At 63.2% G+C, this 15897-nt stretch carries 8 protein-coding genes; 7 read left to right on the top strand and 1 reads right to left on the bottom strand.

Translation table 11 applies throughout. From position 1 onward, the window contains the following. Positions 1-138: 138 nt before the first annotated feature. From mgtA to JS46_RS23585, 7 genes are all read left to right on the top strand, one after another. Positions 139-2835, top strand: a complete 2697-nt coding sequence (mgtA, locus tag JS46_RS18310; RefSeq protein ID WP_033754073.1) for a magnesium-translocating P-type ATPase — start codon at positions 139-141, stop codon at positions 2833-2835. Between the two features lie 10 nt (positions 2836-2845). Further along, entirely contained in the window at positions 2846-2932 is an 87-nt protein-coding gene (gene mgtU, locus JS46_RS24840) for a magnesium transporter protection protein MgtU (protein WP_369799184.1), read from the top strand. Between the two features lie 271 nt (positions 2933-3203). Next, a complete protein-coding gene (locus JS46_RS18305) occupies positions 3204-4898 on the top strand; it encodes a ShlB/FhaC/HecB family hemolysin secretion/activation protein (protein ID WP_033754071.1) in 1695 nt (564 codons plus the stop codon). A gap of 2 nt (positions 4899-4900) precedes the next feature. Next, positions 4901-5428 (top strand): toxin-activating lysine-acyltransferase, encoded by a 528-nt coding sequence (locus JS46_RS18300; protein WP_033754067.1) that lies wholly within the window; start codon positions 4901-4903, stop codon positions 5426-5428. Between the two features lie 12 nt (positions 5429-5440). Next, positions 5441-5896, top strand: coding sequence for an ESPR-type extended signal peptide-containing protein (locus tag JS46_RS24760; RefSeq protein ID WP_033754063.1), 456 nt, complete (start codon positions 5441-5443; stop codon positions 5894-5896). Between the two features lies 1 nt (position 5897). Then, complete coding sequence (locus tag JS46_RS18290; protein ID WP_051905652.1) at positions 5898-15185, top strand: hemagglutinin repeat-containing protein; 9288 nt, start codon at positions 5898-5900, stop codon at positions 15183-15185. Then, positions 15182-15655: a hypothetical protein gene (locus JS46_RS23585; RefSeq protein ID WP_072010461.1), complete on the top strand. Its 474-nt coding sequence runs from the start codon at positions 15182-15184 to the stop codon at positions 15653-15655. The genes JS46_RS18290 and JS46_RS23585 overlap by 4 nt, the downstream gene beginning before the upstream one ends. Positions 15656-15701: 46 nt before the next feature. On the opposite strand, the gene JS46_RS23580 is transcribed toward JS46_RS23585, so the two are convergent. Continuing rightward, positions 15702-15884, bottom strand: coding sequence for a SymE family type I addiction module toxin (locus JS46_RS23580; protein WP_072010460.1), 183 nt, complete (start codon positions 15882-15884; stop codon positions 15702-15704). Positions 15885-15897: the final 13 nt, after the last annotated feature.

Here is a 15897-nt window from a genome sequence, read left to right as displayed (position 1 = left end):
CAGATAACTGCGGCGAGCGGTTCGCGCCTGCGGCTTATTCGCCCGTCACGCTACGCACTCCCTTAAATATTTTCTTTGATTACGCACGCCTTACTTGGCGTGCCGGGATTGCTTTGCCTGTTACAGGGAGAACTCACCATGTCCGAATTAAAACTGGAAAGCCAGACGCTGGCGAAAAATAGCCGCCGCGCCGCGCGAAGCGGCGCAAAACATTATTTAATCGAGCAGGAAGCAAATCGCACGGTCGAGGCGACGCTGGCTCACTTGCACAGTCAGGCTGACGGGCTGAGCCAGCAGGAAGCGGAACGCCGTCTGGCGCAGTTCGGCCCTAACGAGGTGGCGCAGGAGAAAGCGCCGCCTGCGCTGCTGCAGCTGCTGATGGCCTTTCATAACCCCTTTATCTACGTGCTGCTGGCGCTGGCGGCGGTGAGCTTTTTCACCGACTACTGGCTGCCGCTGCGCGCCGGGGACGAGGGCGATCTTACCGGCGTCATCATCATCTGCACCATGGTGACGCTGAGCGCGCTGCTGCGTTTCTGGCAGGAGTTTCGCACTAACCGCGCCGCCCAGGCGCTGAAGTCGCTGGTGCGCACCACGGCGACCGTAATGCGTGACGGCGCGCCGCAGGAGATCGCCATGCGCGAGCTGGTGCCCGGCGATATCGTACTGCTCAGCGCGGGGGATCTGGTGCCTGCCGACGTGCGTCTGATGCGTTCACGCGATCTCTGCGTAAGTCAGGCGGTGCTGACCGGGGAGTCGCTGCCGGTCGAGAAGGTCGATCTCAGCGCCGAGGTGGCGGCGAAAAGCAGCAGCGGTCGGTCGACGGGCAAAAGCCTGCTGGAACAGGACAACATCTGCCTGATGGGCGCCAGCGTTTCGGGCGGCAGCGCCTGCGCCGTGGTGGTGGCGACCGGCAGTCAGACCTATTTCGGCTCGCTGGCGAAATCGCTGGTCGGCAGCCGCGCTCAGACCGCGTTTGACCGCGGCGTCAACAGCGTCAGTATGCTGCTGATCCGTTTTATGCTGATTATGGTGCCGGTGGTGCTGTTGATTAACGGCTTCAGCAAAGGCGACTGGACCGACGCCGCGCTGTTCGCGCTGGCCGTCGCCGTGGGGCTAACGCCGGAGATGCTGCCGATGATCGTCAGCTCGAACCTGGCGAAAGGGGCGATGGCGATGGCGCGCCGCAAGGTGATCGTCAAACGCCTTAACGCCATCCAGAACCTCGGCGCGATGGATCTGCTCTGCACCGATAAAACCGGCACGCTGACGCAGGATGAGATCCAGCTGTCGCACGTCCTCAACTGCGACGGCGAAGAGGATGAACGCGTGCTGTTGCTCGGCTGGCTGAACAGCAGCAGCCAGACGGGCGGCAAAAACCCGATGGATCGGGCAGTGGTGCGCGCGGGCGCGCGACGCATCAGCGAGGCGCAGCGCAGCCGCTATCACAAACAGGATGAGCTGCCTTTCGATTTTGCGCGGCGTCGCCTGTCGGTGCTGCTGGAAGATCTGCAGCAGGGCGAATCGCTGCTGGTATGCAAAGGCGCCGTTGAGGAGATGCTCGCCGTATCAACCCGGGTGCGCGTCAACGGCGAATGCGTGCCGCTCTGCGCGGCGCGGCGGACGGCGCTGCAAAAGCTGGCTGAAACCTATAACCAGCAGGGCTTCCGCGTGCTGCTGGTGGCGACGCGCGCGGGCGAGATTGCGCTGCCGCTGACGCAGGCGGAGGAGCGCGAGCTGACGCTGGAAGGGATGCTGACCTTCCTCGATCCGCCGAAGGCGAGCGCAGGCGAAGCGATTGAGGCGCTGCGCGCCAGCGGCGTGGCGGTCAAGGTGCTGACCGGCGACAACCCGACGATCACGGCGCGCATCTGCCGCGAAGTGGGGCTGGACGCCAGCGGCATGCTGACCGGCGATGAGATCGAGGCGATGAGCGACATCGAGCTGTCGCAGGCCGCCGAGCGCAGCAGCCTGTTCGCCAGGCTGACGCCGCCGCAGAAAGCGCGTCTGGTGCGGCTGTTCCAGCAGAACGGCCATACGGTCGGCTTCCTCGGCGACGGCATCAACGACGCCCCGGCGCTGCGCGACGCCGACGTGGGTATTTCGGTCGACAGCGCGGCGGATATCGCCAAAGAGTCCTCCGACATTATTCTGCTGGAGAAGGATCTGCGCGTGCTGGAAGCGGGCGTGCTGAAAGGGCGCGAAACCTTTGGCAATATCATCAAGTACCTGAACATGACCGCCAGCTCTAACTACGGCAACGTCTTTTCCGTGTTGATCGCCAGCGCCTTTATTCCGTTTCTGCCGATGCTGTCGATTCATCTGCTGCTGCAGAACCTGATGTACGACGTCTCTCAGCTGGCGCTGCCCTGGGACAAAATGGATGCGGAGTTCCTGCGCAAGCCGCGCAAATGGGATGCCGGCAATATCCGACGCTTTATGCTGTGGATGGGGCCGACCTCGTCACTGTTCGATATCACCACCTTCGCCCTGATGTGGTACGTCTTCGGCGCGAATCATGCGGGCGCGCAGTCGCTGTTTCAGTCCGGCTGGTTCGTTGAAGGATTGCTGTCGCAGACGCTGGTGGTGCATATGCTGCGCACGCAGAAGATCCCCTTTATTCAGAGCCGCGCGGCGCTGCCAGTGCTGCTGACCACCTTCGCCATTATGGCGCTCGGCATCGCCATTCCCTTCTCGCCGCTCGGCGCGATGGTCGGCCTGGTGCCGCTGCCGCTCGCCTATTTCCCCTGGCTGGCGGCGACGCTGTTCGGCTACTGCCTGGTGGCGCAGGGCATGAAGCGGATCTATATCCGCCGTTTCGGTCAGTGGTTCTAGGAGGGCGAACATGAAAAGAAGAGGACTCGACCGGGCATTTATCGGCGTCGCGCTTATCGCCATCGCGCTGATTCTGCTGACGGTGATAGTGCGCTAACTCGCGGGCGGCGAGGCGACTCGCCGCCGTTTTTCTGCTATTTCAGCTGGGCTGTAGATATTTTTGGTATTGATTTTTCCGCCTGCTCTTCTCTTCCAGCGATGCCGCTCTGGCCGCCCATCTCTATACAAAATTGTAAAATCCATTAAACAATCCGCCTGAAAATTCATCAGAAGAGAGTTGTCGCTAACCCGAATTTATGGATAATACGCAGCCAGTTTTACTTAAATTAACATAATTTACGATTACTTTACGCGACAGGGACTGTCTGATGCATCTTCGGCACAAATCTATTCCGCTCTCTTTCTCTCTGCTGGCTGGCGCTTTTTTAACCACGCAGGCCGCTGCCGCCGACGCGCTTCCTGACGCTAACGAACAGATCCGACAGCAACAACAGCGCCAGCAGGCGCTGGAGCAGCAAATTGAACCGAAGGCACCCGACGTGCGGCTTTCGCCGCCCGCTTCCAGCTTCGGACGCATCGACTTTCCCGCTGAAAAACCCTGTTTTCCCATCGCGCGCGTCGAGCTGCAGGGACAGCAGGCGCTGCCGCACTGGCTGCCGCTGCGTCGCATCGCCAGCCAGGCGCAGGGAAAATGTCTGGGCGCGCAGGGCATTAACTTGCTGATGAGCGCCCTGCAAAACCGGCTGGTGGATCACGGCTATGTCACTACGCGCGTGCTGGCGCCTTCGCAGGATCTCAACAGCGGCGCGCTGCGGCTGGTGATCCTGCCCGGCTACGTGCGGGAGGCGAAGCTGACGCCGGAGAGCGATCGTCATCTCTGGCTCTACAGCGCTTTTCCCGCGCACGCCGGCAACCTGCTTGATTTACGCGATATCGAGCAGGGGCTGGAAAACCTGCAGCGGCTGCCGACCGTGGAGGCCGATATGTCGGTGGTGCCCGGCGAACAGCCAGGCGAAAGCGATATCCAGGTGCGCTGGAAGCAGCAAAAAATGTGGCGTGTCGGCCTGTCGCTGGACGACTCCGGCACCCGCAGCACCGGCCGCTACCTGGGCGGCGTCACGCTGTCGCTCGACAATCCCTTTGCGCTGAGCGATCTCTTTTATCTGTCGGCCACGCACGATCTGCAAGGCCAGGGCGGCAAGGGCAGCAAAAACTTCACCGGCCACTACTCGGTGCCGTTCGGCTACTGGATGTTCTCCGTAACGGGCAGCGATTACGACTATCACCAGACGGTCGCCGGCACGAATCAGGATTACCGCTACAGCGGAAAAAGCAAAAGCCTCGATCTGCAGCTCAGCCGCGTGCTGCACCGCAGCGGCTCGCAGAAAACGTCGCTGACCTATGACGTGCTGACGCGCGAAACCCGCAACTATATCAACGACACCGAGGTGCAGGTGCAGCGGCGACAGACCGCCGCCTGGCGTATCGGCCTGCAGCACCGCCACTATATCCGCCAGGCGACGCTGGACGCGGGCGTCAGCTATCAGCGCGGCACGCGCTGGTTCGGCGCTCAGCCTGCGCCGGAGGAGTATTTCGGCGAGGCGACGGCGCTGAGCAAAATCGTGCAGCTTAACGCGCAGTTCAACCTGCCGTTCCGCATCGGCGATCAGCGTTTTCGTTACAACATGCAGTATCTACGCCAGATGAGCAGCACGCCGCTCACGCCACAGGAGCAGTTCTCCATCGGCAACCGCTGGACGGTGCGCGGCTTCGACGGCGAGCGCACGCTCAACGCCAGCCGCGGCTGGTATCTGCGCAACGACATCGCCTGGAGCACGCCGCTGCCCGCGCAGGAGCTTTATCTCGGCGTGGACTATGGCGAGGTGGGCGGCGCAGGCAGCGAACTGCTCACCGGCCAGCACCTGGCGGGCGGCGTGGCAGGGCTGCGCGGGCAGGCCTTTAACACCGGCTATGACCTGTTTATCGGCACGCCGCTCTCTAAACCGGACGGTCTGCGCACCAGCGACGTCACGCTCGGCTTCAACCTCAACTGGAGCTACTGAGCATGCGCGCGGGAAACTATGAGATTAAATCGCCGCTGATCCTCGGCGGCGAAGAGAGCGAAGCGGAAGTGCTGGGCGCCGCGGTCTGGCTCTGGATGCACTCGCTGCTGCATCGCGACGCGCCGCTGCACGCGCTGCCGACGCTGCTGCTGCCGATCGTCAAAAGGCAGCAGTACGTGCTGGTCGCCGAAGCGGGCGAGCCGGTTTTTTTCTTTAGCTGGGCCTGGCTGAACGAAGAGGCCGAGGCGCGCTATCTCACGCTGCCTGCGATCCATTTCCCGCCCGAGGACTGGAACAGCGGCGAGCGCATGTGGTGCTGCGACTGGATCGCGCCGTTTGGTCATACCGCGGCGATGAGCCGTCTGGTGCGCCGCGACCTCTTTCCTCACGCCTGCTGGCGGGCGTTAGACCATCGCGGCGAACAGCGCGGCAAGCGCGTGTTGAATTTTCATGGCGCCAGCGTTAACCGCGAGGCGGCCAAAAAGTGGCGACAGGCGCATCCGCTCGCCGTGGCGTTACCGCAAATCTGATAGGGACATTAGATGAACAGAAACCTCTACCGCATTATTTTCAACAAAGCGCGCGGCATGCTGATGGTGGTGGCTGATATTGCCGGTTCAGGCCGCGCAGGCGGCGCACGCGCATCGGGCCTGGGCCGCACGCTCAGCCGACTCATCGGCCGGGTTGGCGCGCTGAGCTTTAGCCTCTGGCTGGCGATGGGCGTCATCCAGCCCGCCAGCGCCGCCATCGTCGCCGATCCGCAGGCGCCGGGCGGTCAGCAGCCGACCATTATCAACAGCGCCAACGGCACGCCGCAGATCAATATTCAGACCCCTTCCGCCGGCGGCGTGTCGCGCAACAGCTATAGCCAGTTCGACGTCGGGCAGCAGGGCGCCATTCTCAATAACTCCCACAAAAACGTGCAGACCGAACTGGGCGGCATGGTGAGCGGCAACCCCTGGCTCGCGCGATCCCAGCCGCCTGAACGGCTTTGTTGAAGTGGCGGGACAAAAAGCGCAGGTAGTGATCGCTAACCCGTCCGGCATCACCTGCAACGGCTGCGGATTTATCAATGCCAACCGCGCCACGCTCACCACCGGTCAGGCGCAGATGAATAACGGCAACCTCACCGGTTTTAACGTCGAGCGCGGCGAGGTGGCGGTCGAAGGCGCGGGCATGGACAACTCACGCCAGGACTACACCGACATTATCGCTCGCTCGGTGAAAATCAACGCCAGCGTCTGGGCTAAGGATCTGAACGTCACCACCGGACGCAACCAGGTGGATGCGGCGCATCAGCAGGTCGCGAAACAGGGCGACGATGCCGCTTCGCGTCCGCAGGTGGCGCTGGATGTCTCCAGCCTCGGCGGCATGTATGCCGGGAAAATCCGCCTGATCGGCACCGAAGCGGGCGTCGGCGTGCGCAACGCGGGCAACATCGGCGCCCAGGCCGGCGCGGTAACCATCACCGCCGACGGCCGCATCGAAAACAGCGGCAGCATACGCAGCAGCGGCGAGTTGCAGGTCGCCACCAGAGAGGGCCTGAACAACAGCGGCGCGCTCTTCGCCGGCGGCAGCGCCACGGTCGCCAGCGCGGCAGAGCTGCAAAACAGCGGCTCCGTCGCCGCGCGCAATAACGTTACGCTGCAGGCCGCTCGTCTCAACAGCGCGACGTCAGGCATCCTTGCCGCAGGCGTGCAGGATGACGGCAGGCTCGGCGAGTCAGGGGATCTGATGCTCGCGGCCGATGGCGCGCTGAGCGCCCAGGGTGAGAACCTGGCGGGCGGCGGCCTGACCGCGCGCGGCCAGCGCCTGGATCTCAGCGGCAGCCGTACGCAGGGAAAAAACATCACCCTCGAGGCGCGCGACGGCGACATCGCTACGCGCGGCGGCACGCTGGTGGCGCAGCAGCAGCTCGCTGCCCGCACCGGCAAAATGCTGGATAACGACGGCGGCGCGCTGACCGCCAGCAAGCTCGATCTGCAGGCGCACGATCTCTCCAGCCAGCAGGGCCAGATTACGCAAACCGGCGGCGACGACCTCGCTATCGCGCTGCCGGGCAGCCTGAATAACCGCGGCGGACGCATTGCCAGCAACAGCGGCAGCCTGTCCCTGAACGCCGATACGCTCGATAACCAGTCCGGCGAGATCGCCCATGCCGGCAGCGGCGCGCTGACCATCGACGCGCGTAGTCTGCAGGGCGAAGGCGGCAAGCTGCTTTCCAACGGTCAGCTCAGCCTGCGCGACGGCGAGTTTAACCTCGACAAGGGAACGACCTCCGCGCAGCAGATCGACGCCGATGTCGACAGCCTGTCGAATCAGCAGGGCCAACTGGTGCAGAGCGGCAGCGGCGAGATGCGGCTGCATACGCGCGGCGCCCTGAATAACCAGGGCGGCCAGCTGGCGGGCAACGGCAATATCGACCTCAAAGCTGCGGCGCTGGATAACCGCTCCGGCGCCATCATCGCCGCACAGCAGGGCAGCCTGACGGCGCAGGTCAGCGGCGCGGTCGACAACCGCCAGGGCGAACTGGCGGCCAGCCGCGATCTCAGGCTGAACGCCGATCGGCTGGACAACAGCCAAGGCCGCGCGTCGGCGGCAACCGGCGCCGCCAGCCTCGGCACGCAGCAGGCGCTGGCGAATCAGGCGGGCCGTATTGAGGCGAAGGGCGATCTGACCCTCAGCGCCGCCGGTCTGGACAATCAGGAGGGTACGCTGCTGGGCGATAACCTCCAGCTGGGGCTGGGCCAGCGCGCGCTGGATAACCAGCGCGGCGTCATCGCCGCATCAGGCACGCTGCGCAGCGACAGCGGCGCGCTCAACAACGACGGCGGGCTGCTGCAGGCGGGCGGCGATCTGCTGCTCGACACGCACGGCGCGCGCCTGAGCAATCAGCTGAGCGGCGACAGCGGCGGCATCCTGAGTGCCGGCGCGCTGACGCTGCGCAGCGGCGAGCTGGATAACCGCCAGGGGATGCTGGCGGGCGGCGGCGCTACCCAGCTAACCACGCAGGCGCTGAACAACAGCGGCGGCACGCTGGTGGGCAAACAGCAACTGCGGATTGAGAGCGACGGCGCGCTGACCAACGACGCGGGCCTGTTGCAGTCGGGCGGTGACGCCCGTATCGACACGCACGGCTATGCGCTGAGCAACCGCGACAGCGGCAGCAAAGGCGGCATCAGCAGCCTGGGCGCGCTTACGCTTAATGCCGGGGCGATCGACAACCAGCAGGGCTTTATCGCCAGCCAGGGCGATCTCCAGCTAGACGGCGCACAGCTGGATAACCAGCGCGGCACGCTCGCCTCGCAGGCGGCGCTTTCCGCCGCTGCGGCGAGCGTCAGCAACCAGAGCGGCGCCATCAAGGCGGGCCAGGGGCTAACGCTGGAGGCTGCGCAGCGGCTCGATAACCAGGGCGGCACGATCGGCGCAGGCAAGGCGCTGCGCGTCACGGCCGGCGAGCTGCTTAACGGCCAGGGCGTGCTGGCGAGCGGCGACATAGGTAGCCTGAGCGTCGACGCGCTGGATAACCGCGGCGGACAGCTGGCGGCGCAGCAGGCGCTGACGATGCGCGGCGGCACGCTCGACAACAGCGACGGCGGTCTTATCCAGAGCGGCGATGGTCTCGATATCGGCGTAGATACGCTGCTCAACCAGAACAGCGGCGAGAAAGGCGGGCTGACCAGCCAGGGCGAGATGCTGATCCGCGCCGGGCGGATGGAGAACGCGCAAGGGCTGGCCCTGAGCGGAAAAGCCTTGCAGCTGGCGGCGGGCAGCCTGAATAATGCAGCTGGCACGCTGGTGGCACAGGATCAGCTTCGCCTGGACATCGCATCGCCGCAGAACGCGCTGCGCCTCAACACCACATCGATGCTAAACGCGCTGCGTCTCGATACCGCATCGGCGCTGAATAACCGGGCAGGCCTGCTGCAGGGCGGTAGCGTGCTCGTCGACAGCCACGGCCAGGGCGTCGACAACCAGAACGGTACCCTCTACAGCCTGGGCGATCTCAGCCTGCAAGGCGGCGATATCGACAATCAGGGCGGCACGCTGGGCGCGAAGGGCGACCTCAGCCTGCAAAGCGGCGAGCTGGATAACCGCAATAGCGGGCGCGTGGTGAGCGAGCAGGCGGCCAGCCTCACCACCGCGCATCTGGATAACCGCGGCGGGCAGATCCAGAGCGTCGGCGATCTGCTGCTGTCGAGCGCGCAGGGCGTTATTGATAACGCCGCCGGTCTTATCCGCAGCGGCGCGACCGCCGTGATCAACGCGCTGCAGCTCAATAATCAGGATACCCAGGGCGCGCAGCAGGGCATCGAAGCGGCAAACCTCAACGTCACCAGCGACAGCATCGCCAACCAGCGCGGCACGCTGCTGGCCGACCGGCAGCTGGCCATCAACAGCCGGGGCAGCGTCGACAACAGCCAGGGCGAACTCTCTGCCGGAGAGGATCTTTTGCTGCAGGGCGACGGTCTGGCGCTGACCAACAGCGCGGGCGGCGTCAAGGCGGGCCGATCGCTGACGATCCGTGCCGATCGCATCGGCGGTGACGGCCAGATCCTCTCCCGCGGCGATATCACGCTGGTCAGCCAGCAGAGCCTGAACAACAGCGGCGAGATGATCGCCAACGGCAGCTTCAACTTCACCACGCCGGGCGACGTCGTCAACAGCGGCAAACTGCTGGCGGGCGGCAAGCTGGATCTGCGCGCCAGCAATCTGCTGAACGCCGCCAGCGGCGAGATCAATGCCGGGCAGGACTGGCTAACCCTCAACGGGCAGCTCACCAACTACGGCCTGATCGACGGCAAGCAGACGCTGCTCAAAGCCGGCACCTTAACCAACATCGGCAGCGGCCGGATTTACGGCGATACGGTCGGCGTGCAGGCCGGCACTTTCAATAACCTGGCGGAAAACGGCACCGCTGCCACGCTGGCGGGGCGCGAGCGGGTCGATATCGGCGTTCAGACGCTGAACAACCGCGATCACGGCCTGATCTACAGCGCGGGGGATATGGCGCTGGGCGGGCAGCTGGACGCCAGCGGGCTGGCGACCGGCAGGGCCGACACCCTTAACAACCACAGCGCCACCATCGAGTCGGCGGGCGATATGCAGATCGACGCCGGGCAGATCAATAACGTCAACGACCATTTCAGCACCGAGCTGGCGACCGTTTCCACTGAGGCGATCACCGAGTATCAGCAGTCGGGCGACACCGTGCGCTGGAAAGCGGGCGAGCCGGGCGTGTTTGTCGATCGCAACTCCGCCGACTCGCTGCGGAACCTCAACACGCCGGGCAAAACCGGCAGCAACCACGACCGCTTCACCCAGTATGACTACACCCGCACGGTGCAGGAGACGCAGATCGCCGAAAGCGATCCGGCGAAGATCATCGCAGGCGGCAATATGACGGTGAACGCCGATAAGGTGTTCAACGATAAGAGCCAAATCGTAGCGGGCAACACGCTGACGATGAACGCGGGCGAGCTCGACAACGTCGAGGTGGCGGGCCAGCGCATCACCACCGACGACGGTAAAGTCACCAGCTACTACCGCATCCGCCATAAAGGCGGCGACAGCCAGGGCAAAAAACAGTCAGCCTATGCGCCGCCGGAGGTGATTGAGACGATTGCGCTGAAGCCGAGCCAGCTGGTCGATCACGGCGACATTAGCGGTACGCCAGTCTCGCTGGCGCCGCAGAGCGCGCAGGGCACCGACGCGGCGATCGGCCATACCGGCGGCGTCAGCGCCGCCGTGGCGGGCAGCGCGCTTGCGCCTGACTGGCAGGCGGTCGATAGCGGCGCGCTGCCCGCTATCGCCGCCGCCGCCCTGAAGCCGGGGCAGCGTTTTGAAGTCGCCAGTAGCGTCGTGCCGCAGCAGGGCGAAGCGGCGCGCGTGGTGCGCATCGTCGGGCCGGATACGCGCCTGCCGGACAACAGCTTGTTCAAAACCAATCCGTCGCCCGGCGGCAAATACCTGGTGGAGACCGATCCGCGCTTTACCCAGGAGAAGCAGTGGCTGAGCAGCGACTATATGCAGGAGAGGCTGACGCAGAACAGCGACAACGTCCTGAAACGCCTGGGCGACGGCTACTATGAGCAGCGCCTGATCCGGGAACAGGTGATCAACCTGACGGGTCAGCGCTATCTGGACGGCTACAGCAACGACGAAGACCAGTACAAGGCGCTGATGAACAACGCCATCGACTTCAGTCAGGAATACCACCTGACGCTCGGCGTGGCGCTGACGCCGCAGCAGATGGCGCTGCTGACCAAAGATATCGTCTGGCTGGTGAACGCGCAGGTCAGGCTGCCGGATGGTTCCACCCAGACGGTGCTGGTGCCGCAGGTTTACGCGCGCGTTCAGCCTGGCGATGTCGACGGCAGCGGCGCGCTGATTGCGGGCCGCAACCTCAACCTGAACCTGGGCGGCGGCCTGTTCAACAGCGGCACGCTGGCCGGACGCGAAGTGGTGAAGCTGAGCGCCGACAACATCACTAACCTGGCGGGCACCATCAAGGGCGCCAGCGTCGATCTCGCCGCCCGCACTGATATCAACAACATCGGCGGCGTGATCCAGGGCACCGACGCGCTGCTGGCCAGCGCCGGACGGGATATCAACGCCATCAGCACCACGCGCAGCGTTGAGAGCCGCAGCGACGACAACAGCTTTGCGCGCACCACCGTCGACAGCGTGGCGGGCATGTACGTGCAGGGCGACGACGGCAGGCTGATCCTGCAGGCGGGACGCGATATCAACCTGACGGCGGCGCAGGTGGTCAACAGCGGCAAGTCGAGCCAGACGGTGCTTCATGCGGGCCGCGACCTCAGTCTTAATACCGTCACCACTGCAAGCCGCGACGATATCGTCTGGGACGGCGACAACAGTCTGCAGCAGGGCAATACGCAGGAGATCGGCAGCGAAGTGGTGGGCAAAGGCGACGTTTCGCTGCTGGCAGGCAACGATCTTAAGGCGCGCACCGCCACCCTGTCGGCCGACCTCGCGCTGGCGCTGACCGCCGGGCAGGACGTTTCGCTGACGAATGGTGAGAACACCCAGGATCTGGACGAGCGGCATAAGGTGACCGGCAGCAGCGGCTGGCTGTCGAAGAGCACCACCACCACGCGCGATCTGATTGCGCGCCAGACGGCGCAGGGCAGCGCGCTGAGCGGCGACAGCGTCACGGTTGCGGCAGGTAATGACCTGCGCGTGCAGGGCAGCCAGATCGCCGGCACGCGCGACGTCGCGCTGCAGGCGGGCAACGATCTCAGCGTGGCGGGCGCGACGGAGCGCAACAGCGAACAGCATCTGGCGCAGGAGAAAAAGAGCGGGCTGTCGGGCACCGGTGGCATCGGCTTCAGTTACGGCACGCAGAGCCTGAAAACCACCGACACGGCGCAGGATGTGACGAACCAGGGCAGCACCGTCGGCAGCGTGAACGGCAACGTGACGCTGGAGGCGGGCAACCGTCTGGACGTTAACGGCTCCGAACTTATCGCCGGCAAAAACCTGACGCTGGACGGGCGCGACGTCAGCGTCACCGCGGCGCAGAACCAGAGCAGCCAGACCCATAAGGTGGAGCAGAAAACCTCCGGCCTGACGCTGGCGCTCTCCGGCACGGTGGGCAGCGCGCTCAATACGGCGGCGCAGACGGTGCAGGAGGCGAAGTCCGCCGACAGCGGACGGCTGGCGGCGCTACAGGGCACCAAAGCCGCGCTCAGCGGCGTGCAGGCAACGCAGGCCGCGCGCCTGGCGGCGGCGCAGGGCAACAGCCCGGAGAACAACAACGCCATCGGGGTCAGCCTCTCTTACGGCAGCCAGTCCTCTACCTCCACGCAGCGCAGCGAGCAGCGCACCGCCCAGGGCAGCAGCCTGACGGCGGGGGACAACCTGAGCGTGGTGGCGCGCGGCAGCGGCGTGAAAGGTGCCGACGGCGACCTGACGGTGCAGGGCAGCCAGTTGCAGGCCGGCAAGGATGTGCTGCTGTCGGCCAACCGGGATCTGAACCTGCTGTCGGCCGCGAATACCTCCTCGCTGGAGGGGAAAAACGAGAGCCACGGCGGCAGCCTGGGCGTGGGCATCGGCGCTGGCCAGGGCGGCATGGGCATCAGCGTCTCCGCCAGCGTTAACAAGGGCAAAGGCAGCGAGCAGGGCAGCGGCGTCACCCACACCGAGACCCAGGTGAGTGCGGGCAACCAGGTAACGATGGTGAGCGGGCGCGACACCACTCTTCAGGGCGCGCAGGTGAGCGGCGAGAAGGTGAAGGCGGAGGTGGGCCGCAACCTGACGCTGGCAAGCGAGCAGGACAGCGACCGCTACGACTCGAAGCAGCAGAGCGCCAGCGCGGGCGGCAGCTTTACCTTCGGCTCGATGACCGGATCGGCAAGCGTCAACGCCTCGCGCGACAAGATGCACAGCACCTGGCAGAGCGTGGAGGAGCAGACCGGCATCTTCGCGGGCAAAGGCGGCTTTGACGTGAGCGTCGGGAAGCACACGCAGCTGGACGGGGCGGTAATCGGCTCCACCGCGACGGCGGATAAAAACCGGCTGGAGACGGGCACGCTGGGGTTCAGCAATATCGGGAACCACGCGGACTATAAGGTGGAGCACCAGAGCGCGGGCATCAGCACGGGCGGCAGCATCGCCGGTCAGTTTGCCGGAAATATGGCGAACGGGCTGCTGGTGGGGGCGAACCACAGCGGCAGCGACAGCTCAACGACGAAGGCGGCGGTGAGCGAGGGGGCGATAGTTATCCGCGACCGGGATAACCAGGCGCAGGACGTGAGCGGGCTGAGCCGGGACGTGGAGCATGCGAACCAGACGCTCTCGCCGATATTCGACAAGGAGAAGGAGCAGAACCGGCTGCAGGAGGCGCAGCTGATAGGGGAGATTGGCAACCAGGCGGCGGATATCGCCCGGACGGAGGGGCAGATACGGGCCACCAATGCCGGTAAGGCGGAGCTGGCGAAGAACGGCATAACAGAGCCGGGAGAAGGCGCGTCGAAGGACGAGTGGGCGAAGTACAACGAGAAGCTGACGGCGACGGACAGCTATAAGGCGGCGCAGCTACAGTGGGGAACGGGCAGCGCCATCCAGCAGGGCATTCAGGCGGCGACGGCAGCGGTGCAGGGGCTGGCGGGCGGCAACCTGGCGCAGGCGGCCAGCGGTGCGGCGGCACCTTACCTGGCGGAGGTCATCCACGACATGACCACCACGAAGGATGCGAACGGCAAAGAGGTGGTGAACGTCGAGGCGAACCTGATGGCCCACGCGGTGGTGGGCGCGGTAACGGCTTACGCGGCGGGCAACAGCGCGCTGGCGGGCGTCTCGGGCGCGGCGATGGGCGAGTATATCGCGCAGCAGATGTATCCGGGGGTTAAGCGTGAGGACCTGACGGAAGAGCAGCGCCAGACGATAAGCGCGCTGGGCACGCTGGCGGCCGGACTGGCGGGCGGCGTGACGGGTGACAGCACGGCGGGTGCGGTGGCCGGGGCGCAGGCGGGAAGGAATGCGGTTGAGAATAACTCCTTGGGTGATATTGCGCAGGCCCAGTCTGAAGGCAAGACGCTGGATCAGAAGGCGGGTGAGTACGTTGAGGCAGAAAACGAGCGCTATAAGAAAGCAAACTGCGGCGGCATGAGTGCCGAAGCCTGCTCGGTGAAGATGTACATGGAACGGCGCGAAGCGCTGAAAGATACGGTATCACAGGGTGCTGACTTCGTGCCGGTCGTGGGAACCCTGAAAAGTGTTGCGGAAGCTAAGAGTGTGCTGGATTATCTGTTGGCCGCCGCATCCATGATACCGGGAGAGCGTGTTGCTACAGGGGTGCTGAAAACAGCAGAAAAAGCGCTGGCTAAAGGTGATGTGGCTGAAGCATCGAAACTGATTAATAGGGCCAGTGATGAGATATCAGGCTATTTACCGAGTCCCGGACATACATCTTTACCCAGTTCTGGTATCGGATCTAATGCTGCATTTTCAGTTACCAATGCACAATTAGGTAAAAAACTTGGAAAGCATGTTGAAGATTTCGGTGGTAATGCATCGAATGCGGCAGACAGGCAACGTGTATTAGATATAATAAATGATATCGGTTCTAATCCTGATAAGGTCGTCGCCGGTAAATTTGCAGGTCAAGGCGTATCACAAGGCGCTAACCGCGGAGATGTATTCTTCAGAATTAAAGGGAATGATGTTGTTGTTACTAAGCCAGATGGCAGTTTTGTCACTATCCTTAAGGATGGGGTTAATAATACATCGGTGAAAAATGCACTTAAGGGCGATCCGAAATGATAAATCCTTTAGGGCAATATCAAGAATGGGTTAGCCATGTTATTGGTAAGAGACTCTCAGGAGTGAGAGGGTTAATCTATGTTTTTGAAACGCCTGACTTCGAACATCCACAGCAATTACAGTTTATTTTTTCCAATACTGAGAACATAGCCAGTTTCAGGTGTGGTAAAGATGGTTCAACTCTGGAAGTAACAGACTTTCCTGTTCAGGGAGTTGATCTTGGAGAATATGGCAAGGAAGTGATTATGGATCTTTCAAATTTACCGTTATTTGTTGATTATATCGGAAAATCCTTATTGAAAGTTTATTCGATATTTTCTTCGGTAGAGAATGCCTATATAGGCATCAAGTTGGTTTTTGAAAGTGGTTTGTGTTTGATTGCCATAAATGTTGGTGATGAACTAAATATTAGTGACTTTTTATCATCATCATACGAACATGATGAAGGTATCAAATATCGAGAGTTATAAATAGTTAATCTCGGCCACCGCGCCGGGATTTTAATTTATCAGTCAGTTACCCTTCAGTCGCCAGCCGGATGATCAGCTGTCCCGGCCCGCTGATTACCTCTATCTTCTGCCCGGTCGTAAAACCCAGCGCTTCCAGCCAGCGGCCTTTGATCATGAGCTGTGGTAGCGGATTCGGCTGGCCTCTGTTAGGCCGGTATCCCACTTTGTAATAATGCGCCCGCGATCCGATGGCGGCGGTTGTG

This window comes from Pantoea sp. NGS-ED-1003, from assembly GCF_000738765.1.
Taxonomy (GTDB): domain Bacteria; phylum Pseudomonadota; class Gammaproteobacteria; order Enterobacterales; family Enterobacteriaceae; genus Pantoea; species Pantoea septica.
The sequence above is the reverse complement of the archived record's forward strand: the minus strand, read 5'-3'. Positions and strand labels throughout refer to the sequence as shown.